This window comes from Curtobacterium sp. NPDC089991 (genome assembly GCF_044748425.1).
GTDB lineage: Bacteria > Actinomycetota > Actinomycetes > Actinomycetales > Microbacteriaceae > Curtobacterium.
In genome coordinates this window covers 128,902-154,078 of sequence record NZ_JBIVGB010000002.1, presented here as the reverse complement: position 1 = coordinate 154,078, position 25,177 = coordinate 128,902, and the positions used below count along the sequence as shown (strand labels likewise).

At 70.0% G+C, this 25,177-nt stretch carries 25 protein-coding genes; 18 read left to right on the top strand and 7 right to left on the bottom strand.

Translation table 11 applies throughout. The annotated features are described in order from the left end of the window. Window positions 1-61: 61 nt before the first annotated feature. From ACIPV1_RS05845 to ACIPV1_RS05835, 3 genes are all read left to right on the top strand, one after another. On the top strand, window positions 62-1,600 hold the full coding sequence (locus tag ACIPV1_RS05845; protein ID WP_165903544.1) for a PTS mannitol transporter subunit IICB: 1,539 nt from the start codon (window positions 62-64) through the stop codon (window positions 1,598-1,600). Between the two features lie 90 nt (window positions 1,601-1,690). Then, window positions 1,691-2,128 (top strand): PTS sugar transporter subunit IIA, encoded by a 438-nt coding sequence (locus ACIPV1_RS05840; protein ID WP_027466426.1) that lies wholly within the window; start codon window positions 1,691-1,693, stop codon window positions 2,126-2,128. Then, window positions 2,125-3,291 carry a mannitol-1-phosphate 5-dehydrogenase gene (locus ACIPV1_RS05835; protein ID WP_123938677.1) on the top strand — a complete coding sequence of 389 codons (1,167 nt, stop codon included), beginning with the start codon at window positions 2,125-2,127 and terminating at the stop codon, window positions 3,289-3,291. Before ACIPV1_RS05840 ends, ACIPV1_RS05835 begins: the two co-directional genes overlap by 4 nt. Before the next feature lie 72 nt (window positions 3,292-3,363). On the opposite strand, the gene ACIPV1_RS05830 is transcribed toward ACIPV1_RS05835, so the two are convergent. Then, window positions 3,364-4,323 (bottom strand): diacylglycerol/lipid kinase family protein, encoded by a 960-nt coding sequence (locus ACIPV1_RS05830; RefSeq protein WP_402725927.1) that lies wholly within the window; start codon window positions 4,321-4,323, stop codon window positions 3,364-3,366. A 186-nt stretch (window positions 4,324-4,509) separates the two neighbouring features. Here ACIPV1_RS05830 and ACIPV1_RS05825 point away from each other — a divergent pair, with 186 nt between their 5' ends. From ACIPV1_RS05825 to ACIPV1_RS05805, 5 genes are all read left to right on the top strand, one after another. Next, complete coding sequence (locus tag ACIPV1_RS05825; RefSeq protein ID WP_402725926.1) at window positions 4,510-5,775, top strand: ice-binding family protein; 1,266 nt, start codon at window positions 4,510-4,512, stop codon at window positions 5,773-5,775. 10 nt (window positions 5,776-5,785) lie between these two features. Then, a complete protein-coding gene (locus ACIPV1_RS05820) occupies window positions 5,786-6,718 on the top strand; it encodes an NADP-dependent oxidoreductase (protein ID WP_131845643.1) in 933 nt (310 codons plus the stop codon). 120 nt (window positions 6,719-6,838) lie between these two features. Beyond that, the gene (locus ACIPV1_RS05815) at window positions 6,839-7,363 is read left to right on the top strand and encodes a DUF805 domain-containing protein (protein WP_123338914.1); all 525 of its coding nucleotides are present in this window, start codon (window positions 6,839-6,841) and stop codon (window positions 7,361-7,363) included. 70 nt (window positions 7,364-7,433) lie between these two features. After that, entirely contained in the window at window positions 7,434-8,012 is a 579-nt protein-coding gene (locus ACIPV1_RS05810; protein WP_123292176.1) for a DUF805 domain-containing protein, read from the top strand. Further along, window positions 8,009-8,758: a DUF805 domain-containing protein gene (locus ACIPV1_RS05805; protein ID WP_402725925.1), complete on the top strand. Its 750-nt coding sequence runs from the start codon at window positions 8,009-8,011 to the stop codon at window positions 8,756-8,758. Before ACIPV1_RS05810 ends, ACIPV1_RS05805 begins: the two co-directional genes overlap by 4 nt. A 70-nt stretch (window positions 8,759-8,828) precedes the next feature. Here the strand turns inward: ACIPV1_RS05805 and ACIPV1_RS05800 are convergent, their stop codons facing one another. The 6 genes from ACIPV1_RS05800 to ACIPV1_RS05775 form a co-directional block, all read right to left on the bottom strand. Then, complete coding sequence (locus ACIPV1_RS05800) at window positions 8,829-9,473, bottom strand: TNT domain-containing protein (RefSeq protein WP_111086631.1); 645 nt, start codon at window positions 9,471-9,473, stop codon at window positions 8,829-8,831. Window positions 9,474-9,525: 52 nt separating this feature from the next. After that, window positions 9,526-10,296 (bottom strand): succinate dehydrogenase iron-sulfur subunit, encoded by a 771-nt coding sequence (locus tag ACIPV1_RS05795; protein WP_123292177.1) that lies wholly within the window; start codon window positions 10,294-10,296, stop codon window positions 9,526-9,528. Window position 10,297: 1 nt separating this feature from the next. Beyond that, window positions 10,298-12,091 (bottom strand): succinate dehydrogenase flavoprotein subunit, encoded by a 1,794-nt coding sequence (gene sdhA, locus ACIPV1_RS05790; RefSeq protein ID WP_123338916.1) that lies wholly within the window; start codon window positions 12,089-12,091, stop codon window positions 10,298-10,300. 49 nt (window positions 12,092-12,140) lie between these two features. Next, complete coding sequence (sdhD, locus tag ACIPV1_RS05785; protein WP_111086628.1) at window positions 12,141-12,587, bottom strand: succinate dehydrogenase, hydrophobic membrane anchor protein; 447 nt, start codon at window positions 12,585-12,587, stop codon at window positions 12,141-12,143. Between the two features lie 11 nt (window positions 12,588-12,598). Then, window positions 12,599-13,048 carry a succinate dehydrogenase, cytochrome b556 subunit gene (gene sdhC / locus ACIPV1_RS05780; protein WP_131881384.1) on the bottom strand — a complete coding sequence of 150 codons (450 nt, stop codon included), beginning with the start codon at window positions 13,046-13,048 and terminating at the stop codon, window positions 12,599-12,601. Window positions 13,049-13,126: 78 nt separating this feature from the next. After that, window positions 13,127-14,362 (bottom strand): glycosyltransferase family 1 protein, encoded by a 1,236-nt coding sequence (locus tag ACIPV1_RS05775; RefSeq protein ID WP_235035928.1) that lies wholly within the window; start codon window positions 14,360-14,362, stop codon window positions 13,127-13,129. 187 nt (window positions 14,363-14,549) lie between these two features. Between ACIPV1_RS05775 and ACIPV1_RS05770 the strand changes: the two genes are divergently transcribed. The 10 genes from ACIPV1_RS05770 (at window position 14,550) to ACIPV1_RS05725 (ending at window position 25,124) form a co-directional block, all read left to right on the top strand. Further along, window positions 14,550-15,665, top strand: a complete 1,116-nt coding sequence (locus ACIPV1_RS05770) for a mannose-1-phosphate guanylyltransferase (RefSeq protein WP_123672266.1) — start codon at window positions 14,550-14,552, stop codon at window positions 15,663-15,665. A gap of 198 nt (window positions 15,666-15,863) precedes the next feature. Then, window positions 15,864-16,928 (top strand): BMP family protein, encoded by a 1,065-nt coding sequence (locus ACIPV1_RS05765; protein WP_123292183.1) that lies wholly within the window; start codon window positions 15,864-15,866, stop codon window positions 16,926-16,928. Between the two features lie 87 nt (window positions 16,929-17,015). Continuing rightward, window positions 17,016-18,536 carry an ABC transporter ATP-binding protein gene (locus ACIPV1_RS05760; RefSeq protein WP_123292184.1) on the top strand — a complete coding sequence of 507 codons (1,521 nt, stop codon included), beginning with the start codon at window positions 17,016-17,018 and terminating at the stop codon, window positions 18,534-18,536. A 55-nt stretch (window positions 18,537-18,591) separates the two neighbouring features. After that, window positions 18,592-19,953 carry an ABC transporter permease gene (locus ACIPV1_RS05755; RefSeq protein WP_173169379.1) on the top strand — a complete coding sequence of 454 codons (1,362 nt, stop codon included), beginning with the start codon at window positions 18,592-18,594 and terminating at the stop codon, window positions 19,951-19,953. After that, on the top strand, window positions 19,950-21,239 hold the full coding sequence (locus ACIPV1_RS05750) for an ABC transporter permease (RefSeq protein WP_123338926.1): 1,290 nt from the start codon (window positions 19,950-19,952) through the stop codon (window positions 21,237-21,239). Before ACIPV1_RS05755 ends, ACIPV1_RS05750 begins: the two co-directional genes overlap by 4 nt. Window positions 21,240-21,405: 166 nt before the next feature. Further along, the gene (locus tag ACIPV1_RS05745) at window positions 21,406-21,804 is read left to right on the top strand and encodes a cytidine deaminase (protein WP_123339066.1); all 399 of its coding nucleotides are present in this window, start codon (window positions 21,406-21,408) and stop codon (window positions 21,802-21,804) included. Window positions 21,805-21,809: 5 nt separating this feature from the next. After that, window positions 21,810-23,108, top strand: a complete 1,299-nt coding sequence (locus ACIPV1_RS05740) for a thymidine phosphorylase (RefSeq protein ID WP_402725924.1) — start codon at window positions 21,810-21,812, stop codon at window positions 23,106-23,108. A 178-nt stretch (window positions 23,109-23,286) separates the two neighbouring features. Next, the gene (locus ACIPV1_RS05735) at window positions 23,287-24,399 is read left to right on the top strand and encodes an adenosine deaminase (RefSeq protein WP_123938687.1); all 1,113 of its coding nucleotides are present in this window, start codon (window positions 23,287-23,289) and stop codon (window positions 24,397-24,399) included. A 3-nt stretch (window positions 24,400-24,402) separates the two neighbouring features. Continuing rightward, window positions 24,403-24,849, top strand: a complete 447-nt coding sequence (locus ACIPV1_RS05730) for a PTS sugar transporter subunit IIA (protein ID WP_123938688.1) — start codon at window positions 24,403-24,405, stop codon at window positions 24,847-24,849. Next, the gene (locus ACIPV1_RS05725) at window positions 24,846-25,124 is read left to right on the top strand and encodes a PTS sugar transporter subunit IIB (RefSeq protein WP_123292189.1); all 279 of its coding nucleotides are present in this window, start codon (window positions 24,846-24,848) and stop codon (window positions 25,122-25,124) included. Before ACIPV1_RS05730 ends, ACIPV1_RS05725 begins: the two co-directional genes overlap by 4 nt. Window positions 25,125-25,177: the final 53 nt, after the last annotated feature.

Sequence of the window (25,177 nt, the reverse complement as noted above, 5' to 3'; positions counted from 1 at the left end):
CACCATCCCCAACACCCCGTCCGCACCAGCAGCAGCTCCACCACACAGAAAGTCACCGCACATGACAACGTCGTCCGTTGCAGCGCCCGACGCACCCGCGAAGTCGCGGGGCGGCGCACGCGTCGCCGTTCAGAAGTTCGGCACGTTCCTCTCCGGCATGGTCATGCCCAACATCGCGATCTTCATCGCGTGGGGCCTGATCACCGCCTTCTTCATCGAGACCGGATGGACCCCCGTCGGGATCCTCGGCGGGTTCGGTGAGACGGACGGTGTGGCCAACATCGGTCTCGTCGGCCCGATCCTGACGTACCTGATCCCGCTCGCGATCGCCTTTCAGGGCGGCCGGATGATCTACGAGACCCGCGGCGCCGTCGTCGGCTCGATCATGGCGATGGGCGTCATCCTCGGCGCCAACGGCACGATCATGATCCTCGGCGCGATGATCTGCGGGCCGCTCGGCGCGTACCTCATCAAGCAGATCGACAAGATCTGGGACGGCAAGATCAAGCCGGGCTTCGAGATGCTCGTCAACAACTACGCGGCCGGCATCCTCGGCTTCGGGCTGGCGATGGTCGGGTTCTTCTGGCTCGCCCCGCTGTTCAAGCTCATCGCCGAGGGCCTCGGCGACGCGGTGAACTTCCTCGTCCAGCACTCGCTGCTGCCGCTCGCCAGCGTCATCATCGAGCCGGCCAAGGTGTTCTTCCTGAACAACGCCATCAACCACGGTGTGCTCGACCAGCTCGGCGCCCAGCAGGTGCAGGACTCCGGCAAGTCGATCCTGTTCCTGCTCGAGGCGAACCCCGGCCCCGGTCTGGGCATCCTGCTCGCCTTCACCTTCTTCGGTGTCGGCATCGCCCGCTCGACCGCTCCCGGTGCGATCCTCATCCAGTTCTTCGGTGGCATCCACGAGATCTACTTCCCGTACGTGCTGCAGAAGCCGGTCCTGTTCATCGCCGTCATCCTCGGTGGTGCGACGGGCGTCGGCACGAACGTCCTGTTCGGCTCCGGCCTGGTCGCCCCGGCTTCGCCCGGATCGATCTTCGCCGTGCTGACGGCGACGGCGAAGGACAGCTACGTCGGCGTCATCCTGTCGGTCATCCTGTCCGCAGCGGTCACCTTCGCAGTCGCGTCGTTCTTCCTGCTGGCCAGCCGCAAGCGCGACCTCGCCAACGGCGGCGGCGACATGACCGCAGCGTTCGACAAGATGCAGGCCACCAAGGGCCGCGACGCGAACGCCGCGACCGCAGGGCTCTTCGGCGGCACCGCCCCGGCCAACTCGGAAGAGGCAGCCGCCGCCGGAACCACCGCCACCGCGACGAAGGTCCAGAACCTCGTGTTCGCCTGCGACGCGGGCATGGGGTCGAGCGCCATGGGCGCCAGCGTCCTGCGCAACAAGATCAAGAAGGCGGGCATCGAAGGGGTCACGGTCACCAACAAGGCGATCGCGAACCTGTCCGGTGACGAGGACCTGATCATCACGCAGGAAGAACTGACGGACCGCGCCAAGCAGAAGAACCCGAACGCACAGCACGTGTCGGTCGGCAACTTCATGAACGCGCCGCAGTACGACCAGGTCGTCGACCAGCTCAAGAACCAGTAACGCCACCACCAGTAACGAAGTGCAGTATCGGAGGGGACGGGGACATCCCCGTCCCCTCCGTCACGTCCTCGAACACCAAGGAGAACCACGATGCCCGTCCTGCAGGAGAGCCAGATCCGGATCCACACCGAGGACACCGCGCCGACCAAGTCGGAGGCGATGAAGGAGGCGGCCGAGATCCTCGAAGCTGCGGGCGCGGTCACCGCTGACTACTACCCGGCGATGCTCGAGCGTGAGAAGAGCGTGTCCACGTACATGGGCAACTTCCTCGCCATCCCGCACGGTACGAACGACGCGAAGGACGCCATCAAGTCGTCCGCGCTGTCGTTCATCCGCTACGCCAGCCCGATCGACTGGGACGGCAACCCCGTGCGCTTCGTCGTCGGCATCGCCGGCGTGAACAACGAGCACCTCGACATCCTGTCCAAGATCGCGATCGTGTTCTCGGACGAGGACGAGGTCCAGAAGCTCACCGACGCGGCCGACACCAGCGCGATCCTGTCGATCCTCGGCGAGGTCAACGAGTGAGCACCACCGACCGGGGCACCGCCGTCCACTTCGGTGCCGGCAACATCGGCCGCGGCTTCGTCGGGCTCCTCCTGCACGAAGCGGGCTACGAGGTCGTCTTCGCCGACGTCGCCGCGCCGCTCATCGACGCCCTCGCCGCCGCCGACTCGTACACCGTGCACGAGGTCGGCACCGGAGCGCAGGACCACGAGGTCACGAACTTCCGCGCCCTGAACAGCGCGCAGGACGAGGACGGTGTCGTCGCCGAGATCGCCACTGCCGCGATCGTCACCTGCGCGGTGGGCCCGAACGTCCTGAAGTTCATCGCCCCGGTGATCGCGCGGGCGCTGCAGCAGCGCGACGCGGACGCTGCGCCCATCGCCGTGATGGCGTGCGAGAACGCCCTGAACGCCACGGACCGTCTGCGCGAGTTCATCGTCGACGCGCTCCCGGCCGAGGGCCGTGACGCGGCACTCGCGAAGGCCGTCTTCGCGAACACCGCCGTCGACCGCATCGTGCCGGCCCAGCCCGAGGGCGCCGGCCTCGACGTCACCGTCGAGACCTACTTCGAGTGGGCCATCGACCGCACGCCGTTCGGCGGCAACGAGCCGGAGATCCCCGGCGCGCACTACGTCGACGGCCTCGCTGCCTCGATCGAGCGCAAGCTCTTCACGGTGAACACCGGGCACGCCACCGTCGCGTACCACGGCTTCGTCGCCGGGGCCGACAAGATCTCCGACGCCATCGCGATCCCCGCGGTGCGCTCCGAGCTGGAGTCCGTCCTGGCCGAGACGAGCGACCTGCTCGTCCGCCGCCACGAACTCGACCCCGAGGTGCACCGCGCCTACGTCCAGGCGATCATCGCCCGGTTCGAGAACCCGCACCTGCCCGACACGGTGACGCGCGTCGGCCGGCAGCCGCTCCGCAAGCTGTCGCGCGACGAGCGCTTCGTCTCGCCCGCCGCGGCGCTGGCCGAGGACGGCACCGAGCCGACCGCACTGCTCGACGCGATGGGCGCGGCACTCCGCTTCGACGTCGCCGACGACGAGCAGAGCGTCGAGCTGCAGGCGCTCCTGGCCTCGGACGCGTCCGATGCCGACGTGGTGACGCAGATCACCGGCCTGGCCGCGGAGCACCCGCTGCACGCAGCGTTCGCGGACCGGGTGCGTGTCGCGCGCGGCTGACGCTCTCGACGTGGCCCGGTGAAGACGGGAGGCCCGGTGCCAGCTGGCACCGGGCCTCCCGTCTTCACGTGGTCACCGCGACGGCCCCACCCGGATGGTGAGCCCGCCGTGGTCCACCGTCAGCCGCACCGCCACCACGGTGCCGAAGGGGTCGCCGTCGAGCTGGACCTGCTCGGGCTGGTCCAGCTCGAGGTCGAGGACCCGTGCGCCCGTGTACCGCAGCGTCCGGGTGGCCGGGATGAGCCACGACAGGAACCGGCCGAACCCGGTCCGGTGGAAGAAGCGGTTCAGCGACAGGCCGTAGCCGACGCCGGCCCAGCCGACCGTCCGACCGGGGCGGAACGCGACCGCGTCGAGCACGCCGTCGTCCGGCTTCGCGGCGGGCAGCAGCAGGACGCCGGCGGTCAGGGTGCCGCAGTTCCCGACGATGACGGTGTGCGCCCGCATCGTCCGGGTGTCACCGTCGTCGAGGCGGTACCGCAGGTCGATCTGCCGGTTGCCGATGACGGACCGCATGATCGGGTCGGAGTACGCGAGCCACCCGAACCGCTTCTTGAGGCGTGCGTTGGTGTTGGCCGCCATGTTCGCGTCGAGGCCGATGCCCGCCATCACCAGGAAGGCGTGGCGCGTCGTCGTGCCCTGCGGGTCGGTGAGCTCGGCGAACGCGAGGTCGACCCGTCGATCCGTCCCGGTGAAGGCGGCACGGACCGAGCCGGCGACGTCGTTCAGCGGGATGCGCAGGTTCCGGGCGTACAGGTTCCCGGTGCCGACGGGGAGCACGGCGAGGGGCACGCCGGAGCCGTGCAGCACCTTGGCTGCGACGCGCAGCGTGCCGTCGCCGCCGACGACCAGGACGACGTCCGGCGCGGTGGCGAGGGCGTCGACCGCAGCGGCACGGCCGTCGTCGGACGCCGCGGTCTCGAACCAGGTCGTGGGAGCCCAACCGGTCCGATCCTCCTCAGCCGCGACGGTGTTGCGGAGCACCCGCAGGTCGACCTTGGACGGGTTGACGACGATCGCGGCGCGCGGCATGTGAGGACGATACCGAACAGCCGTCGTCGACCGGAACGGACGGGTCCTGTCCGGTATCGGCTGATCCGGGCGAACCTGGGAGTCAGGACCTCGGAACACATGCGATCCGGACACACTCGGGACACGGTGAACGCCGGGTGTCTCCGATGCCCGATCGGCTCTTCGCCATCTCAGGCAGGGGCCTCCGTGGCCAGAACGCCCATCCTCCGTCCGCTCATCGTCGTCAGCACCGGGATCGGGTTGGCCGCAGCGCTCGCCCTCGGCGCCTCCTCGGCCGCGTCCGCCGCCACCATCATCGACGGCCCCGTCGGTCTCGGGACCGCAGCGAGCTACGGCGTCCTCGGCGCGCAGACCGTGACGAACACCGGGCCGACCGTGGTCAACGGTGACCTCGGCGTCTCGCCCGGTACCTCGATCACCGGCTTCGGCGGCACCGGCAACGGGACCGTGAACGGCACCGTGCACCAGACCGACGCGGCGGCCGCGCAGGCCCAGTCGGACACCACGACCGCCTACAACGTGGCCGCTTCGCTGACGCCGACGCAGACCGGCCTCCAGGAGCTCAACGGGCTCAGCCTCAGCCCGGGCGTCTACAACGGCGACACGCTGCAGCTCGCGAACACCGGCCAGCTCACCCTGGCCGGCAGCGCGGACTCCGTCTGGGTGTTCCAGGCCGCGTCGACCCTGACCATCGGGTCCGGCACGAGGATCGTCATCACCGGTGGCGCGAGTTCGTGCAACGTGTTCTGGCAGGTCGGCAGCTCAGCGACCATCGGCAGCGCCGCCCAGTTCCAGGGCACCGTCCTCGCCGACCAGTCCGTGACCGCCACGACGGGTGCGACGGTCGTGGGCCGACTGCTCGCCCGGAACGCAGCGGTGACGCTCGACGACAACACCATCACCCGGCCGACGAACTGCCCGGCTGCGGGGACGCCGTCCGAGAGCGTCGCACCGACGATCACCTCGGGCACCCCGACCGACGCGACCGCCGGCACGCCGTACTCGTTCCCCGTCACCGCGACGGGCAACCCGGCACCGACGTACTCCGATGGCGGAACCCTCCCGCCCGGACTCACGATCAACCCGGACACGGGCGTCATCTCCGGCACGCCGACCACGCCCGGCACCACGACGGTGACGATCACGGTGGACAACGGCACGGCACCGCCGGACACCGAGACCTACGTCGTGACCGTCCGTGCGCCGGCACCGACGCCCACGGCGACGCCGACCGCAACGGCTCCCGTGCCCACCGCTCCCACGTCGACAGCACCCGCGGTCCCGGTCATCGGTGGAGGCGACACCGGCGGCGGCACGACGGAACTGGCCTTCACCGGCAGCGACCCGACGATCCCGCTGGCCGCGGCAGGCGCGATGCTGCTCGGAGGCACCGCCGTGATGGTGCTCCGTGCGCGGACCCTCCGCGCACGCCGCCGGCGGATCGGGGCGTAGCGTCGGCCGCATGACGAAGCACTGGGTGGCACCGCGGTTCGGCGGCAGCGAGGTCCTCGAATTCGTGGACACCGAGGTCGCCGCACCGGGACCCGGCGAGGTCACCATCGCGGTCCGCGCCGCCGGCATGAACCCCGCCGACACGAAGCACACGCGGCAGGGCGACCCGGCCGACCTGCCCGTGCCCGTCGGCTACGAGGTCGCCGGCGTGCTCACTGCGGTCGGACCGGACACCACCATCGCGTCCGGCGGGGGAGCGGTCGGCGACGAGGTCCTGGCGTTCCGGGTCGCCGGCGGTTGGACGTCGTCCCTCACCGTCCCGGCTGCGGACGTCTTCGCGAAGCCCGTCGGGCTCGGCTTCCCCGAGGCGGCGAACCTGTTGCTCGCGGGCACCACCGCAGCCGACATGCTGCGCGTCACCCGTGCCGCGGGCCGCGACACCGTGCTGGTGCACGGTGCCTCCGGAGCAGTCGGCGTCAGCCTGCTGCAGCAGCTCCGCCTGCTCGGCGCGCGCGTCATCGGCACCGCCTCCGAGCGGGGTGCGGACGTCGTGCGACGCTTCGGCGGCGAGTGGGTCGCGTACGGCGACGGCCTGGAGGCACGGGTCCGGTCGCTCGCACCCTCCGGCATCGACGTGGCACTGGACTGCGTGGGCACCGACGAGGCCGTCGACGTCTCGCTCGCGGTGGTCGCGGACCGCGACCGGATCGTCACCATTGCCGCGCAGGCGCGCGCCGCCGAGGCGGGGTTCGCCGCCGTCGGTGGGGCGCAGCCCGCGAGCAAGGCGTTCCGCGACTCGGTGCGGCAGCGACTGATCGACCTGGCCGGGGCCGGACAGCTCGAGGTCCCGGTGGCGCGGACGTTCCCGCTCGCCGAGGCGAAGGCGGCCGCGGAGCTGCTGGAGTCCGGGCACCCCGGCGGCAAGCTGGCGCTGGTGCCGTGAGTCGGTCGGAGCGCTGTGGGAGCGCAGTCGCTGCGCTGTCCTCCGCTGGGGGGACGCGTCCTGCCGCCGCCGCTGCCAGACTCGACGGTGATCGCAGTCGGCCTCGGAAGGAACGAACTAGTGAGTGACCAGTACCCGCCGCAGAACCCGTACGGCCAGCAGCCCGGACCGTACGGCCAGCAGCCCGGACCGTACGGCCAGCAGCCCGGACCGTACGGCCAGCAGCCGACCGGCCCGCGCCAGCCCCCGCTGTGGGCGCCCTGGTACGGGATCCCGTTCGTGCAGGCGTTCCCGCGCTTCTGGAAGAAGTACGTCCGGTTCGACGGCCGCGCGAGCCAGTCGGAGTTCTGGTTCTGGGCCCTCTGGTACGTCATCGGCTCGGCGGCCACCGGCATCGTCGGTGGGTTCTTCAACGTGCTGCCGTTCTTCGACGACGCGTCGAACGGGTTGAGCGGGCTCTGGGCCCTGGCCTGCGCCCTCGGCTTCATCGCCCTGACGGTGCGACGACTGCACGACGTGAACCTGAGCGGGTACTTCGCCTTCCTCTTCATCATCCCGCCGCTCGGCGTCCTGTTCTCGCTCATCGTCGGTCTGATGGGCTCGAACCCGCAGGGGCAGCGGTACGACGAACCCCACCGCGGGTAGCGAGCGACGGCCGCGCGACGGTTCTGGTTGACTCGGACCCGACTACCAGCCAACGATCGAGGGGGACACCGTGAGTGACCAGTACCCGCAGAACCCGTCCGGCCAGCAGCCGGGCGGCCAGCCGAACCCGTACAACGGAACGCCGCAGTACGGCCAGCAGCCGGCGACCGGCCCGAACGGCGAGCCGCCGATCTGGGCCCCCTGGTACGGGATCTCCTTCGGCAAGGCCGTCGGACGCTTCTTCAAGAAGTACGCGACCTTCAGCGGCCGCGCGAGCCGCAGCGAGTTCTGGTGGTGGTACCTGGCGAACGCGATCGTCGGCATCGTCCTCGGCATCCTGTACGGCATCGGCTTCGCCACGTCGGAGCGCTCGACGGTGTCGATGTCGACCGCGACCTCGGCGAGCGTGCAGTCGACGGTGACCAGCCCGTCAGCGCTCTTCGTGATCGCCGGCATCCTGCTCGGACTCTGGGGTCTCGCGATCATCATCCCGACGCTCGCCCTCGGCTGGCGACGCCTGCACGACGCGAACCTGCCCGGTGCCCTGTGGATCATCGCGATCTTCGTCGGCATCGTCGGCATCGTGTTCGGCCTGCTGCCCTCGAACCCGCAGGGCGAGCGCTACGACCGACCGACCGGCGCTCGATGAGCAACGACACACCGCAGTGGGGCCAGCCCGGCGGCGACCAGCCGTCGGGGCAGCCTGACCCTGGGCAACAGCAGCCGGGGTACGGGCAGCAGCCTGGTGCCTACGGGCAGCAGCCCGGACTCTACGGACAGCAGCCTGGTCCGTACGGCCAGCAGCCTGCCCAGTACGGCCAGCAGCCTGCCCAGTACGGCCAGCAGCCTGCCCAGTACGGCCAGCAGCCCGGGTACGGCCAGCAGTACGCCGACCCGTACCCGCAGGCCGGTCCGCCGATCCCGGTCGGGCCCGACGGAGCTCCGCCGCTGTGGGCACCCTTCTACGGTGCCGGCTTCCTCGACGCCTTCACGCGCTTCTTCAAGAAGTACGCCCGGTTCGACGGGCGCGCCAGCCGCAGTGAGTACTGGTACTGGATCCTGGCGAACGCGATCGTGACCCTCGTTCTGTACGGCGGGTTCATCGCCGGCATCATCTCGTGGAGCGTCTCGGCCTCGACCACCGACGAGTACGGCTACACCCAGACCGAGGGTGCACCCCCGGCGTGGATCTTCATCCTGCTCGTCCTGTACGGCCTGTGGTGGCTCGCGACCCTCATCCCGAACATCGCACTGGGGTGGCGCCGCGTGCACGACGCGAACCTCGCCGGTCCGCTCTGGCTCATCGGGATGTTCGTCGGCATCGCCGCGATCGTGTTCGGCTGCCTGCCGCCGAACCCGGCTGGTGCGCAGTACGACCGCCCCGACCAGGCGTAACTCCACACAACGGCAATCGGCCCGCACTGCGCGAAAGCGCGGTGCGGGCCGATCTGCGTCGTGCGCGGGGTCAGACCACGCGGAGTCGAGCCAGTGCACCGTCGACGACGAGGTCGCGCACGGTGACCGTGGGATCGGCGATCTGGAAGCGGAGCGCACCGCCCGGCTGCTCGAACCACGGCTGCACGAAGCGGACGTTCACCATGAACGGGCGCTCGACCAGGTAGCGGTGGGTCTCCGGGACGCCGGCGACGTGCGGCGGCAGCGACCGGCTCGGCAGCGGGGTGTCGAGCGGGTGCAGCAGGTAGCCGTCCGGACCACCGATGCGGTCGACGGGGACGCCCGCGGGGATCTGGATGGTCAGCCCCTGTTCGCCGGCCTGCGACACCTGCTGTGCCAGCTGCGGGTACGTCGACGCTGCACGGTCACGGAGTCCGTCGAGCTCGTGCCGGGCGATGTCGCGCGGAGCCGGGAACGGCCGGTTCAGGAACCGACGGAGCATCTCGACCGCGTCCTCCTCACCGCGCGCGGTGGCGAGGCGACGAGCCGTGCCGTAGTCGACGACCTCGAGCGCGAACTCGTCGGACGCCTCGGCCGGGACCACGCGGAGCGCGCCCTCGACCGGCGGCTCGTGCAGGGTCTCTCCGGGGAGCTGCACGTAGCGGATCGTGTAGCCGAGCTGGTCGAGGATGGGGCGGGTGGCCGCGAACGTCATGGAGCGGAGCCTATCGGTGGAGTCGATGTCGAGTCTTGGACGACCCCGAGTGTCAGGCGCGGCCCCGCATGACGGCCTGCTTGACCTCGGAGATCGCCTTGGTCACCTGGATGCCACGGGGGCAGGCGTCGGTGCAGTTGAAGGTGGTCCGGCAGCGCCAGACCCCTTCCTTGTCGTTGAGGATGTCGAGGCGGACCTCGGCGGCATCGTCACGCGAGTCGAAGATGAAGCGGTGCGCGTTCACGATCGCGGCCGGGCCGAAGTACTGCCCGTCGGTCCAGAACACCGGGCACGACGAGGTGCACGCGGCGCAGAGGATGCACTTCGTGGTGTCGTCGAAGCGTGCGCGGTCGGCCACTGACTGGATGCGCTCCTTGCCCGGGGTGGGCGCCGTCTTCGGCTGCAGGAACGGCTGGACCTCGCGGAAGGACTTGAAGAACGGCTCCATGTCGACGACGAGGTCCTTCTCGAGCGGCAGGCCCTTGATCGCCTCGACGTAGATCGGCTTCGAGACGTCGAGGTCCTTGATCAGGGTCTTGCACGCCAGCCGGTTCCGGCCGTTGATGCGCATCGCGTCCGAGCCGCAGACCCCGTGGGCGCAGGAGCGTCGGAACGTCAGGGAGCCGTCCTGGTCCCACTTGATCTTGTGCAGGGCGTCGAGGATGCGGTCGGTCGGCAGCATCATGACGTCGAAGTCCTGCCAGCGCGGCTCGTCGTCGACGTCCGGGTCGAAGCGCCGGATGATGAGCGTGACGGAGAAGGACCCGGGAGGCGCGTCGGTGGTGTCGGTCCGGGGTGCGTCGGAGACCAGGGTGTCGGTCATCTCAGTACTTCCTCTCCATCGGCTGGTACCGGGTCACGACGACCGGCTTCCAGTCCAGCGTGATGTGGTCGTCGGCGAGTGACGAGTGCGGGTCGCCCGTCAGGTACGCCATCGTGTGCTGCATGTAGTTCTCGTCGTCGCGCTTCGGGTAGTCGTCGCGCATGTGGCCGCCGCGGCTCTCCTTGCGGTTGCGGGCCGAGTAGACGACCACCTCGGCCAGGTCGAGCAGGAACCCGAGCTCGACGGCCTCGAGCAGGTCGGTGTTGAACCGCTTGCCCTTGTCCTGCACGGAGACCTGCATGAAGCGGTTCCGGAGCGTGTGGATGGTCTCGGTGACGCGGGCGAGGGACTCGTCGGTGCGGAACACCTGGGCGTTCTTGTCCATCTCGTCCTGCAGCTCCTTGCGCAGGACGGCGATGCGCTCGGTGCCGGTCGAGGCGCGCAGCTGGTCGAGCATCGCCCGGACGCCGGCAGCGGGGTCTTCGGGCAGCGGGAGGAACTCGGCGGTCTTGACCCACTCGGCGGCGTTGTTGCCCGAGCGCTTGCCGAAGACGTTGATGTCGAGGAGCGAGTTCGTGCCGAGACGGTTCGAGCCGTGCACCGAGACGCAGGCGCACTCGCCGGCGGCGTAGAGGCCGGGGACGACGGTGGTGTTGTCGTAAAGCACCTGCGCGTCGGTGTTCGTCGGGATGCCACCCATCGCGTAGTGCGCGGTCGGCATCACCGGCACCGGCTCGACGACGGGGTCGACGCCGAGGTAGGTGCGGGCGAACTCCGTGATGTCCGGGAGCTTGGTCTCGAGGACCTCGGCACCGAGGTGCGTGCAGTCGAGCAGGACGTAGTCCTTGTTCGGGCCGGCACCGCGGCCCTCTGCAACCTCTTGCACCATGCACCGGGCGACGATGTCGCGTGGGGCGAGGTCCTTGATGGTGGGGGCGTAGCGCTCCATGAAGCGTTCACCAGAGGCGTTGCGCAGGATCGCACCCTCGCCACGAGCACCCTCGGTCAACAGGATGCCGAGGCCTGCGAGGCCGGTCGGGTGGAACTGGAAGAACTCCATGTCCTCGAGCGGCAGACCCGTGCGCCACACGATGCCGACGCCGTCGCCGGTCAGGGTGTGCGCGTTCGAGGTGGTCTTGTACATCTTGCCGAAGCCACCGGTCGCGAAGATCATCGCCTTGGCGTGGAACACGTGCAGCTCACCCGTGGCGAGCTCGAACGCGACGACGCCGGCCGGCTGCTTGCGCGTGACGCCGTCCTCGCCCACGACGTCGACCATGATGAGGTCGAGCGCGTAGAACTCGTTGTAGAACTCGACGCCGAGCTTGACGCAGTTCTGGAACAGCGTCTGCAGGATCATGTGGCCCGTGCGGTCAGCCGCGTAGCAAGCGCGACGGACCGGTGCCTTGCCGTGGTCGCGGGTGTGGCCGCCGAAGCGACGCTGGTCGATCTTGCCCTCGGGCGTGCGGTTGAACGGCAAGCCCATGTTCTCGAGGTCGATGACGGCGTCGATGGCTTCCTTCGCCAGGATCTCGGCGGCGTCCTGGTCGACCAGGTAGTCGCCGCCCTTGATCGTGTCGAAGGTGTGCCACTCCCACGAGTCCTCTTCGACGTTCGCGAGGGCCGCGGCCATCCCGCCCTGCGCCGCACCGGTGTGCGAGCGGGTCGGGTAGAGCTTCGAGATGACGGCCGTCTTCGCCTTCGGGCCGGCCTCGATCGCGGCACGCATGCCCGCGCCTCCTGCGCCGATGATGACGATGTCGAACTGGTGGTGGTGCACGGTGGTCTCGGTCACAGGGGTCTTTCCGTAGACGGTGGGAAGGCGGTCGGCAGCGGGGATGGTGCTACTGCGCCGGGCAGAAGGAGGGCAGGTCCGCGGCGGCTGCGCCGGCGGGGCACGGGTCGAACGTCCAGCAGACGAGCAGGCCGAGGACGATCAGCACGACGCACGCGATGAGGATCGCGGCGAGGAGCGTCTTCCGGATGCCCGGCTTCGACACGTAGTCGTTGACGATCGTGCGCATGCCGTTCGAGCCGTGGATGAGCGCCAGGACGAGCATGAGGGAGTCCCACACCTGCCAGAACGGGTTGGCCCACTTGCCGGCGACGAAGGCGAAGTCGATCTGCTTGACGCCCTCGCCCGCAACCATGTTGACGAAGAGGTGGCCGAAGATCAGCACGACGAGCAGGACGCCCGAGCCGCGCATGTAGATCCAGCCCCACTTCTCCCAGTTGGTGGAGCGGCGGGCGGCCGAGGCGGAACGGGGAGGTTCGACGATCTGCGTGGTCATCAGGTGCCCCTCTAGTTGAAGTCCGCGAAGAGGTTCATGAGCTGGCGGGGCAGGAAGCCCGCGATCGCGATCGCCCACAGGACGATGACGACCCAGAACATGGCCCGCTGGTACTTCGGCCCCTTGGACCAGAAGTCGACGAGGATGATCCGGAGCCCGTTGAACGCGTGGAACACGATGGCCATCACCAGGGCGATCTCGCCGATGTTCATGATCGGGGTCTTGTACGTGCCGATGACCGCGTTGTACGCCTCGGGTGAGAGGCGCACGAGTGCCGTGTCGAGGATGTGCACGAGCAGGAAGAAGTAGATCGCGACACCGGTGATCCGGTGCAGGACCCACGACCACATGCCGGTCGATCCGCGGTACAGCGTGCCCTCGAGCTTCCGAGAGGCGCGGGGCGCCTCGATCGTGACGTCGGGGACGGCGGTCGCCGTACCGCCGCCGGTGGGCTCAGCCATGAGCTCGTCCTTCCATAGGACGGGCTCGCCCGATCGGCGAGCCCTTGCCGTTCGTGTTCGTGTGGAACACGTCCCATCCTATGCGCGGGTGCTGACCTTCTCGTCCCGACCGGCCCGCAGGCCCCGACCCACGGGCGGCGCGCCGATGTTCCTGGCCGTGTCGTGGTGCCCCAGGAGCTGGTCGCCGACGGCCTCCCACGTGGTGCCCTCGACCCGGAGACGGCCCGCCGATCCCATCCGTTCCGCGAGTGCGCGGTCGTGGTGGAGCCGCAGGACCGCCTGTCGCAGGGCCTGTGGTGCGTCGGTGTCGTAGAGCTCGCCGTCGAGTCCGGGGGCGACGAGGTCGAGCGGACCACCCGACGCCGGCGCGATCACCGGCAGCCCCGAGGCGTGCGCTTCCTGGAGGGTCTGCCCGAAGGTCTCGGCCGGACCGGTGTGCACGAAGAGGTCGAGCGAGGCGTACGCGTCGGCGAGGGCGTCGCCGCGCAACGGTCCGGTGAAGGTGACGTCGAGGTGCCGCAGTCGCCGTTCGAGCAGCGCGCGGGACGGTCCACCGCCGGCCACGACGACGCGGATGCCGGGGATCCCGCCGAGCTCGGCGAGCCGTTCGACCTCCTTCTCCGGGGCCAGCCGTCCGACGTAGCCGACGATCGTCTCGCCGTGCGGCGCGATCCGGCGTCGGAGCGCTCGGACGTGGGCGGACTCCCGTCGGGCCGGGTGGAAGAGCTCGGTGTCGACCCCGCGCCCCCAGCGGGCGACGCGGGGGACCCCGTCCTCGGCGAGCATCGCGGCGGTCGCGCTCGACGGCGCGAGCGTCAGCGAGGCGCCGGCGTGGATGCGGCCGAGGATCCTGCGGACCAACGGGACGGTCGCCGTCAAGCCGTTGCGGCGGGCGAAACCGGCCACGTCGGTCTGGAAGACGGCGACGGAGGGGATGCCGAGCCTCCCGGCTGCCGTGATCGCGCGCCCGCCCAACAGGAACGGACTCGCGGCGTGGAGCACGTCGGCGCCGGAGGCGGCGAGGATCGTGTCGAGGACGGGGTGGGGGAGTGCGACGGGGAACTGCCGGTACGCGACGGCGGGGATCCGGTGCACGTCGAAGGAGCGGTAGCGCTCGACACTGCTGCGGGACCGGAACTGCGCGAGCCCCGGGGTGTCCGGTGCGATCACGACCGCGCGGTGGCCTCGGCGTTCCAGGTGGTCGAGGACCGCCAGGACGCTGGTGGTCACGCCGTTGAGGGTGGGCAGGAAGCTCTCGGTCACGACGGCGACGGTCCGGGGGGACGTGCCGCGCTCCACGCTGCGTGCGCTCATGGTGCTGCCCATGCTCCGGGCGTCACGTGACCCCGCGGGGCCGACGACGTGAACGGGGCGGAGGCGACGGGTGAACAACGCGACGCCGTCGCCGCGCGCACGCCGACGATGCCCTGCGGGAGCCCGCATGCGGGAATCGTGCGGAGACCACCCAGGATCCGCGCGGCAGGACCGGTACGGTGAGCGCGTGGCTGACGCTCTCGAAGACTTCTACGCGATCATCCCCGCAGGGGGCATCGGATCGCGCCTGTGGCCGCTGTCGCGCGCGGACGCACCCAAGTTCCTGCACGACCTGACCGGGTCCGGCACCTCGCTGCTCCGGCAGACCTGGGACCGGCTCGCCCCGCTCGCGGGCGAGCAGCGGATCATGGTCGTGACCGGACGGGCGCACCGCGTCGCCGTCGAGTCGCAACTGCCGGGGGTCGAGGACCACAACGTGGTGCTCGAGAGCGAGCCGAAGGACTCCACGGCGGCCATCGGCCTCGCCGCGGCGATCCTCGTGCGCCGCGAACCCGACGTCGTCATCGGCTCCTTCGCCGCCGACCACGTCATCGGTGACGCCCGCGGCTTCCGCCGTTCGGTGCGCGAGGCCGTCGCCGTCGCCCGCGCCGGGTACATCACCACCATCGGCATCACGCCGACCGAGCCCGCGATCGGCTTCGGGTACATCCACGCGCACGGCGACACCCTGGACATCGAGGGCGCACCGACCGCGCACGCCGTCCGGTCGTTCGTCGAGAAGCCCGACCTGGACACCGCACGCTCCTATGTCGAACAGGGCACGTACCTGTGGAACGCGGGCATGTTCATCGCCCGCGCCGACGTGCTGCTCGAGGAGATCGGCCGGAACAACCCGACGCTGCTGGCCGGCATCAACGAGCTGGCGGACGCCTGGGACACCTCGGCCCGCGGCGCGGTCGTCGACGCGGTGTGGCCCACGCTCGAGAAGATCGCGATCGACTACACGGTCGCCGAGCCTGCTGCCGCGGCCGGACGCATGGCGGTCGTGCCCGGTGACTTCGACTGGGACGACGTCGGCGACTTCGCCTCGCTCGCCAAGCTGCAGTCCGGTGGTCGCCCGAACAACCTCGCCGTGCTCGGTGACGGCGCCCGGATCCTCGCCGACTCGTCGAGCGGCATCGTGATCTCGCACAGCCAGCGGCTCATCTCGCTCATCGGGGTCGAGGACATCGTCGTCGTGGACACCCCCGACGCGCTGCTCGTGACGACCAGCGCGAACGCGCAGCGGGTCAAGGGCGTCGTGGATGCGCTCAAGATCAGCGGCCGCGGCGACGTCCTGTAGCGCTCCACCGACAAACCCCTCGAACTGGGGGTCTGAGCGTGACCCCGCGTTACGGGCGCGTTTCGGCGCGGTCGCGATCCCGTAACTGATCCGTCCGGTGCTCAGAACGGGTCCTGTACCGGCCGGGCGGTCGTGTACTGTCGCCACGATCGCCCGGAACGCACGTGGTCCGGGCACGCTCCCCGGAGGAACCCACCCGTGACATCTCGTACCCGACGCGTCGTCCTCAGCGGCTTCGCGCTCCTCGGCACCGCCGCCGTCCTCGCAGGCTGCGCCTCGGCGCCGTCCGACACGACGACCGCCAAGAAGACCGACTTCCGCCCCTGCATGGTCTCCGACGCCGGTGGCTTCGACGACAAGTCGTTCAACCAGCTCGGCTACGAGGGCATGAAGGACGCCGCCAAGGACCTCGGTGCCACCTACAAGGAAGCCGAGTCGAAGGACGCCACCGTCTACGACTCGAACATCCAGCAGCTCATCGGCCAGAACTGCAACCTCGTCGTGACCGTCGGCTTCAACCTCGCCGACGCCACGAAGAAGCAGGCCGCGGCGAACCCCGACACCGACTTCGCGATCATCGACGACAGCTCGATCGACGCGAAGAACGTCAAGCCGATCACGTTCGACACCTCGCAGGCCGCGTTCCTCGCCGGCTACGCAGCGGCGTCCTACTCGAAGACCGGCGTCGTCGGCACCTTCGGCGGCATGCAGATCCCGACCGTCACCATCTTCATGGACGGCTTCGCGGACGGCGTGAAGTACTACAACGAGCAGAAGGACAAGGACGTCCAGGTCAAGGGCTGGAACGTCGACACCGGCAAGGGCTCCTTCACCGGTGGCTTCGAGGCCGGCACGCAGGCCAAGTCGGTCGCGCAGACGCTCCTCGACCAGGACGCCGACGTGATCCTGCCCGTCGGCGGTCCGATCTACCAGTCGGCTGCCGAGGCCATCAAGGACGCCGACAACGGCTCCGTCCTGATCGGTGCGGACAGCGACCTCTACGAAGCCGACCCGCGCTACAAGGACATCGCCTTCACCTCGGTCGAGAAGGGCATGCGCCCGGCCGTGAAGGACGTCGTCGAGCAGGCGGCCGACAAGAAGTTCTCGAAGACCCCGTACGTGGGCACGCTCGAGAACGAGGGTGTCGGCATCGCGCCGTTCCACGACTACGAGTCCAAGGTCGACAAGGGCCTGCAGGGCGAACTGGACGACATCAAGGCCGGCATCATCGACGGCTCGATCAAGGTCAAGACCCAGTCCTAACCCGATGGACGCGGGCGGGGGATCTTCCCTCGCCCGCGTTCTCGTGCGCCCGCGTGGCGCGCGCGAGACAGAAATAGACTCCCGAACATGAAGCTCGAACTCCGCGGCATCACCAAGCGGTTCGGCGCCCTGGTCGCCAACGACCACATCTCGCTCACCGTCGAGCCGGGTGAGGTCCACTGCCTCCTGGGTGAGAACGGCGCCGGCAAGTCCACCCTGATGAACGTCCTCTACGGCTTGTACGACGCCGACGAGGGCGAGATCCTGCTCGACGACGTGGTCCAGGACTTCGACGGCCCCGGTGACGCCATGCGCGCCGGCATCGGCATGGTGCACCAGCACTTCATGCTCGTCCCCGTCTTCACCGTCGCCGAGAACGTCATGCTCGGTCAGGAGCAGACCACCTTCGGTGGGCGGCTCGACCTGGCCGGCGCCCGCAAGCGGGTCAAGGAGATCTCCGACCGCTTCGGGTTCGACGTCGACCCCGACGCCAAGATCGAGGACCTGCCCGTCGGCGTCCAGCAGCGTGTGGAGATCATCAAGGCGCTCTCCCGCGACGCCTCCGTGCTGGTGTTCGACGAGCCGACGGCCGTCCTCACCCCGCAGGAGACCGACGAGCTGATGGGCATCATGCGGCAGCTCCGCGAGGCCGGCACCGCGATCGTCTTCATCACCCACAAGCTCCGCGAGGTCCGCGAGGTCGCCGACCGCATCACGGTGATCCGGCTCGGCAAGGTCGTCGGCGAGGCCTCGCCCGCGGCGACCAACAACGAGCTGGCCGCGATGATGGTCGGCCGCGCGGTCTCCCTCGTCGTCGACAAGACGCCGTCGACCGGTGGCGAGGACGCCCTGGTCGTCGAGGGCCTCACCGTGACCGACCCGTCCGGCATCGTGCTCGTCGACGACGTGTCGTTCTCGGTCCGTCGTGGCGAGGTCCTGGCGATCGCCGGGGTGCAGGGCAACGGGCAGACCGAGCTCACCGAGGCGATCCTCGGTCTCGAGCCCGTCCACGCCGGCCGCATCACGCTGGACGGCAAGGAGCTCACCGGCCGCAGCGTCAAGCAGGTGCTCGACGCCGGCGTCGGCTTCGTGCCCGAGGACCGCAAGGAGGACGGCCTGGTCGGCGAGTTCACGATCGCGGAGAACCTCATGCTCGACCGGTCCGACCACGACGCGTTCGTCCGCGCCGGCACCATCCGTGCCGCCGAGCGCGACGCCTTCGCCGACGAGAAGATCGCCGAGTTCGACATCCGCACGCCGGGCCGCGCGACCGCTGCCGGTCGGCTGTCCGGCGGCAACCAGCAGAAGATCGTCCTCGCCCGGGAGCTCAGCCGCGAGCTCCGGCTGTTCGTCGCCGCGCAGCCCACGCGCGGCATCGACGTCGGGTCGATCGAGTTCGTGCACAAGCGCATCGTCGCCACCCGCGACACCGGTGTGCCCGTCATCGTCGTCTCCACCGAGCTCGACGAGGTCGTGGCACTGGCCGACCGCATCGCCGTCATGTACCGCGGCGGCATCGTCGGGATCGTGCCGGCGACCACCCCGCGAGACGTCCTCGGCCTCATGATGGCCGGCGAGATCCCAGAAGGAACGGAGCTGGCCGCATGACCGGTTCGGCCGGCGAGATCCAAGCCACATCCACGACCGGAACGGAGCTGGCAGCGTGACCGCGCAGGACCCAGACAACACGCAGCCCACTGCCGGCACCGAGGCAGACGCCCCGCTCACCGACGACCGCCTGCAGGAGGCCCCGGAGACCCCGCACCTGATGACGGACTCGGCGGACGACACCGAGCGCCGCAACGGCGCCCCCGGCACCGACCGCTGGCACGCCGCGATGCAGAGCATCCTGAACGGCTCCGTGCTCGTCACGGTCCTCGCGGTCGTGCTCGCCCTCGTCGCCTGCGGCATCCTCATCGCCCTGACCGACGAGAACGTCCGCGCCACGGCCGGCTACTTCTTCGCCCGTCCCGCCGACATGCTCCAGGCCATCGGCACCGCGGTCGGCGGCGCCTACGCCTCGCTGTTCCAGGGCTCGGTGGTCAACTTCGGCGCCACCAGCTTCCAGCAGGCGATCGCCCCGCTCACCCGGTCGATCGACTACGCGGTGCCGCTCGTCGTCGCCGGCCTCGGGATCGCGTTGTCCTTCCGCGCCGGGCTGTTCAACATCGGCGGCCAGGGCCAGATCCTGATGGGGGCCGCGGCCGCCGGCTGGGTCGGGTTCTCGTTCGACGGCCCTGCCGCGATCCACATCCCGCTCACGATCGTCGCCGGCATCGTCGGCGGTGCGGTCTGGGGAGGAATCGTCGGTGTCCTCAAGGCGCGCACGGGTGCGAACGAGGTGGTCGTCACGATCATGCTCAACTACGTCGCGCTCTACCTGGTCAGCTACCTGCTCCGGACCCCCGGTCTGCTGCAGGCTCCCGGCAGCAGCAACCCGATCTCCCCGGCCACGAAGGACAGCGCGCTCCTGCCGCAGCTGTTCGGCGTGCGGTACGGCGTGGACCTCGGCTTCATCGTCGCGATCATCGCGGTCGTCGTCGTCTGGTGGCTCGTCAACAAGTCGTCGCTCGGCTTCCGGTTCCGCACCATCGGTGAGAACCCCCGTGCCGCCCGTGTCGCCGGCATGAGCGTGCCGGCACTGACGATCTGGGTGATGGTCATCTCCGGTGCCCTCGTCGGCATCGCCGGTGCCTACCAGGTGCAGGGTGCGGTCACGACGGGCTTCACCTCGGGCATCGACGCCGGCATCGGCTTCGACGCGATCACCGTCGCGCTGCTCGGCCGCTCGAAGCCGTGGGGTGTGTTCTGGGCCGCGATCCTGTTCGGCGTGCTGAAGAACGGCGGCTACGCCATGCAGGCCGCCAACGGCATCCCGATCGACATCGTCGGTGTCATCCAGGCCCTCATCGTCCTGTTCATCGCGGCGCCGCCGCTCGTCCGCGCGATCTTCCGGATCCCGCAGCCGGGGGCCCGCCAGCGCACGAAGACGAGCAAGAACAGCAAGAAGGCGGTCGCCGCGTGAGCACCCTCAGCCCCACCGCGGCGCCCGCGTCGCCCCTGTCCGACCGTCCGGTCGAGACGACCCGCAGCTGGAAGCTCCCGATCGGGTACGCCGTGTTCACGCTGCTCGCGGTCGTGTTCTTCGTCCTGCTCAGCCGCGCCGGCACGACCACCTTCCGGCTCGCGAACGCCGGCGACTTCGTCGCGCTGCCGAACGTCCCGCTGTCGGCCGCACCGACCGGCTACGTCGTGGTCGTGCTCCTGGCGATCGCCACGGTCTACGCCTTCGTCGAGGTCCGCGCCTACCGGCACGTCCCGCTCTGGGTCACGTCGGTCTTCGCCATCGTCTTCGTCGTCGGCTTCCTGACCTGGGCAGCGGCCGGCGCCACGATCCCGCTGCCCGGCCTGCTGGTCGGCGCACTCGGGCTGAGCGTCCCGCTCGTGTTCGGTGCCCTCGGCGGCGTCATCTCCGAGCGGGTCGGCGTGGTCAACATCGCCATCGAAGGCCAGTTCCTCGCGGGTGCGTTCACCTCGGCACTCATCGCGTCGCTCACCGGCTCCGCGTGGGTCGGACTCGTCGGCGCGCTCGTCGCCGGTGTGCTCGTCTCGTTCATCCTGGCTGCGTTCAGCATCAAGTACCTCGTCGACCAGGTCATCGTCGGTGTCGTCATCAACGCCCTCATCTCGGGGCTGACCGGCTTCCTGTACTCGCAGGTGCTGTCCCCGAACGAGACCACGCTCAACGTCGGCGTCCGGTTCCCGAAGTTCGAGATCCCGCTGCTCCACCAGATCCCGGTCATCGGTCCGGTGTTCTTCGAGCAGAGCGTCATCGTCTACCTGGCGTACGTGGCCGTCGCGGTCGTCACCTTCGGCCTGTTCAAGACCCGCTGGGGCCTGCGCCTCCGTGCGGTCGGCGAGCACCCGCAGGCGGCCGACACGGTGGGCATCAACGTCACGAGCACCCGGTTCTGGAACGTGTCGCTCGCCGGCGCGATCGCCGGCCTCGGCGGTGCGTACTTCACGCTCGACGCGGTCGGACCGTTCACGAAGGACATGACCGCGGGCGCCGGCTACATCGCCCTGGCCGCCGTCATCTTCGGTCGCTGGGATCCGATCAAGGCCACGCTGGCGGCGCTGCTGTTCGGCTTCGCGTCGAACCTGCAGAACACGCTCGGTGCGATCGACTCGCCCGTGCCGAGCGAGTTCCTGCTGATGCTGCCGTACGTGGTGACGATCTTCGCGGTGGCCGGCCTGGTCGGGCAGTCGCGCGGTCCCGCCGCGTCCGGCAAGCCGTACATCAAGAGCTGACGGCCAGGAGGCACGGCACATGACCGACACGCACGCTGCGGACGACGGCACGGCCGCGTCCACCGACGCGATCGCCTGGACGGACCCGGCCACGGCCCTGCGCGCGGGAGGCGGCGACACCGCCGCCGACGGGGCGGACGCAGCCACGGGCCTCCCGGTCGACGACGTGGACTGGGGCGCTCTCCGGGACGCCGCCACAGCCGCGATGCGGCGCGCCTACGCGCCGTACTCGTCGTTCCCGGTGGGCGCCGCGGCGCTCACCGACGACGGTCGGATCGTCTCCGGCTGCAACGTCGAGAACGCGAGCTACGGGGTGACGCTCTGCGCGGAGTGCTCGCTCGTGTCGCAGCTGCACATGACCGGCGGCGGCAAGCTCGTCGCGTTCACGTGCGTCGACGGCGACGGGGCGACCCTCATGCCGTGCGGCCGCTGCCGCCAGCTGCTGTTCGAGCACTCGACCGAGGGCATGCTCCTCGAGACGGTCTCCGGCATCCGCACCATCGACGAGGTCCTGCCCGACGCGTTCGGGCCGCGCACCCTCGCCACCTACCAACAGGAGCACTGATCCCCATGGCCGTCGAGCCGTTCGACACCGTCGACCTCATCCGCACGAAGCGATCCGGTGGCGCCCTGAGCACCGCCGAGGTCGACTGGCTCGTCGACGCGTACACACGCGGCTACGTCGAGGACCCGCAGATGGCGGCGATGGCGATGGCGATCTTCCTGAACGGGATGGAGCGGCGCGAGGTCAAGGACCTCACGCTCGCGATGATCGCGTCCGGGGAGCGGATGTCGTTCGGGTCGCTCGGCAAGACGACCGTCGACAAGCACTCCACCGGTGGGGTCGGCGACAAGATCACGCTGCCACTCGCACCGCTGGTGGCGTCGTTCGGCGTCGCGGTGCCGCAACTGTCCGGCCGTGGCCTCGGCCACACCGGCGGGACGCTCGACAAGCTCGAGTCGATCCCCGGGTGGCAGGCTGCGCTGTCGAACGACCGGATGATGGAGATCCTGTCCGACGTCGGTGCGGTCATCTGCGCCGCCGGCTCGGGTCTCGCACCGGCCGACAAGAAGCTGTACGCCCTGCGTGACATCACCGGCACCGTCGAGTGCATCCCGCTCATCGCGTCGAGCATCATGTCGAAGAAGATCGCCGAGGGCACCGGTGCGCTCGTGCTCGACGTGAAGTTCGGCTCCGGTGCGTTCATGCCGACCTACGAGGCGTCGCGCGAGCTCGCGCAGACGATGGTCGACCTCGGGAACGACGCCGGGGTGAAGACCTCGGCGCTGCTGACCGACATGGAGGTCCCGCTCGGCCTGACGATCGGCAACGCGCTCGAGGTGCGGGAGTCGATCGAGGTACTGGAGGGTGGCGGGCCGGCCGATGTCGTCTCGCTGACCCTGGCACTGGCCTCGGAGATGCTGACGCTCGCCGGGATGCCGGACGCCGATCCCGCTGCGGCGCTGGCCGACGGTCGCGCGATGGACACCTGGCGCCGGATGATCTCCGCGCAGGGTGGGGACCCCTCCGCCGCGTTGCCGGTCGCCCGCGAGCAGCACGTCGTCACGGCGCCGTCGTCCGGTGTGCTGGCGCAGCAGGACGCCCTGCCGTTCGGCGTCGCGGCCTGGCGCCTCGGTGCCGGTCGTGCCCGCGCGCAGGACCCGGTGCAGGCCGGGGCGGGCATCGAGCTGCACGTCAAGCCGGGTGACCCCGTGACCGAGGGGCAGCCGCTCTGGACGCTGCACACTGACGACGCCTCGCGGATCCCGCGCGCGCTCGAGTCGCTCGAGGGTGCGTGGTCGATCGGCTCGTCCGATGCTGCCGTGGCGGCCCGCGGGCCGATCGTGCGGGAGCGCATCGCGGGCTGAACGCGACCGTCCGACCGGCTGGAGGCTCTCCGCACACGTGTGGACCGGGCTCGCAGGCTCGCCCGCGCATCCCACGGATCGCTTCGCGATCCCGTTGAGTGGGATGCGCCAGTCTGTGCAGGGGTCTGTTGTGCACAGGTGCCTGCGCGTGGTCGGTGACCACCGATAGCCTGGTCGCATGAGCGCCGACGCCCCGACCTACCGCCTGCCCGACGCCGGAGCGGTCATCAACGACCTGCCGAAGGTCTCGCTGCACGACCACCTCGACGGCGGACTGCGCCCCGCGACGATCGTCGAGCTGGCTGCTGCTTCGAGTGTGACGCTGCCGACCACCGACCCGTCCGAGCTCGGGCAGTGGTTCGCCGACCAGTCGAACTCGGGCTCGCTCGTCGAGTACCTGAAGACGTTCGACGTCACCACCTCGGTCATGCAGACGGCACCGCAGCTGACGCGCATCGCCCGTGAGTTCGTCGAGGACCTGGTCGCCGACGGCGTCGTCTACGGCGAGGTCCGGTGGGCCCCGGAACAGCACCTGCAGGGCGGGCTGACGCTCGACGAGACGGTCGAGGCCGTGCAGGCCGGCATCGAGGAAGCGGTCGACGCCGCGGGCGGCAGCATCCGGGTCGGCCAGCTCGTCACCGCGATGCGCCACGCCGACCGCTCGCTCGAGATCGCCGAGCTCGCCGTCCGGCACCGCGACAACGGGGTGGTCGGCTTCGACATCGCCGGTGCCGAAGCCGGGTTCCCCGCCTCGAACCACCGTGCCGCGTTCGACTACCTCGCATCCGAGCTGTTCCCCGTCACCGTCCACGCGGGCGAAGCCGACGGACTCGCCTCGATCCGGTCCGCGCTCGTCGACGGCCGCGCGTTGCGCCTCGGGCACGGCGTCCGGATCTTCGAGGACGTCACCCTCTCCGACGCCGGTGACGGCTCGACGCTGGCCTCCCTCGGCGAGGTCGCGTCGTGGGTCCGCGACCGCGAGATCCCGCTCGAGGTCTCGCCGTCCTCCAACCTGCAGACCGGTGCGATCGCGGCCTGGGGCGACGACCTCGCCGACCACCCCTTCGACGTGCTCTACCAGCTCGGCTTCCGGGTCACGGTGAACACCGACAACCGCCTGATGAGCGGGACGTCGCTGTCGAAGGAGCTCGCACTGCTCGCCGGCACGTTCGGCTACGACCTCGACGACCTGGCGGCGTTCCAGATCAACGCGGCGCTCGGCTCCTTCCTGCCGCTCGAGGACCGCGAGGAGATCATCGCGACCATCACCTCCGGGTACTCGGAGGCCTGACGCATGGGACTGCCGCCGCTGCCGGACGCCGCCGTGCTCCTCGGGGCCACCGCGCCCACCTGGCGTGACGCGATGCGCCTGGCCGGCGGCGCGCTCGTCGCGTCCGGAGCCGCGACCGACGAGTACACGGACGCCATGATCGGCATGGTCGAGGAACACGGGCCGTACATCGTGATCTCCCCGGGTCTGGCGTTCGCCCACGCCCGACCGGGCGGCGCGGTCCTGCGCGACGGGCTCGCCGTCGTGACCCTCGAGACACCGGTCGCGTTCGGCCACCCGCACAACGACCCGGTCCGTGTGGTCCTGGGGCTCGCGGTCGCCGGGGTCGGCACGCACCTCGAGTCCATCGGTGAGATCGCGAACCTGTTCAACGACCAGGCCGTCACGGGGCGGATCGCCGACGCGACGACGGCGGACGAGGTCCGCACGATCATGGGGGTGTCCGCGTGAAGATCGTGACCATCTGCGGTGCGGGCATCGGCTCGAGCGGCATCCTGAAGGTGAACGCCGAGAAGGCGTTGTCCGCCCTCGGCCTGCAGGCATCGGTCGTCGCGGCCGACGTGGCCTCGGTGCGCGACGTGTCCGACGACGCCAACGTGATCCTCACCAGCCAGGAGTTCGTCGAGGCGATCGGCGACACCTACGCCGAGGTCATCGTGATCCGGAACCACTTCGACCAGGGCGAGATCACGGCGGCGGTGGACCGGGCGCTCGGCGAGCACTGAGGCGGGTGCGGCGGCGGCCGCTGGGGCGGGCGTCTGCCCTTTAGAGTTGGGGC

Bases quoted from the DNA above. Each gene is read 5' to 3' on its own strand.
- ACIPV1_RS05805 (WP_402725925.1), top strand. From the start codon at position 8,009: ATGAGCAACGACACACCGCAGTGGGGCCAGCCCGGCGGCGACCAGCCG.
- ACIPV1_RS05800 (WP_111086631.1), bottom strand. From the start codon at position 9,473: ATGACGTTCGCGGCCACCCGCCCCATCCTCGACCAGCTCGGCTACACG.
- ACIPV1_RS05775 (WP_235035928.1), bottom strand. From the start codon at position 14,362: ATGAGCGCACGCAGCGTGGAGCGCGGCACGTCCCCCCGGACCGTCGCC.
- sdhC (WP_131881384.1), bottom strand. From the start codon at position 13,048: ATGGCTGAGCCCACCGGCGGCGGTACGGCGACCGCCGTCCCCGACGTC.
- ACIPV1_RS05840 (WP_027466426.1), top strand. From the start codon at position 1,691: ATGCCCGTCCTGCAGGAGAGCCAGATCCGGATCCACACCGAGGACACC.
- ACIPV1_RS05730 (WP_123938688.1), top strand. From the start codon at position 24,403: ATGGGACTGCCGCCGCTGCCGGACGCCGCCGTGCTCCTCGGGGCCACC.
- ACIPV1_RS05740 (WP_402725924.1), top strand. From the start codon at position 21,810: ATGGCCGTCGAGCCGTTCGACACCGTCGACCTCATCCGCACGAAGCGA.
- ACIPV1_RS05830 (WP_402725927.1), bottom strand. From the start codon at position 4,323: ATGCCGCGCGCCGCGATCGTCGTCAACCCGTCCAAGGTCGACCTGCGG.
- sdhD (WP_111086628.1), bottom strand. From the start codon at position 12,587: ATGACCACGCAGATCGTCGAACCTCCCCGTTCCGCCTCGGCCGCCCGC.
- ACIPV1_RS05795 (WP_123292177.1), bottom strand. From the start codon at position 10,296: ATGACCGACACCCTGGTCTCCGACGCACCCCGGACCGACACCACCGAC.
- ACIPV1_RS05760 (WP_123292184.1), top strand. From the start codon at position 17,016: ATGAAGCTCGAACTCCGCGGCATCACCAAGCGGTTCGGCGCCCTGGTC.
- ACIPV1_RS05820 (WP_131845643.1), top strand. From the start codon at position 5,786: ATGACGAAGCACTGGGTGGCACCGCGGTTCGGCGGCAGCGAGGTCCTC.
- ACIPV1_RS05845 (WP_165903544.1), top strand. From the start codon at position 62: ATGACAACGTCGTCCGTTGCAGCGCCCGACGCACCCGCGAAGTCGCGG.
- ACIPV1_RS05735 (WP_123938687.1), top strand. From the start codon at position 23,287: ATGAGCGCCGACGCCCCGACCTACCGCCTGCCCGACGCCGGAGCGGTC.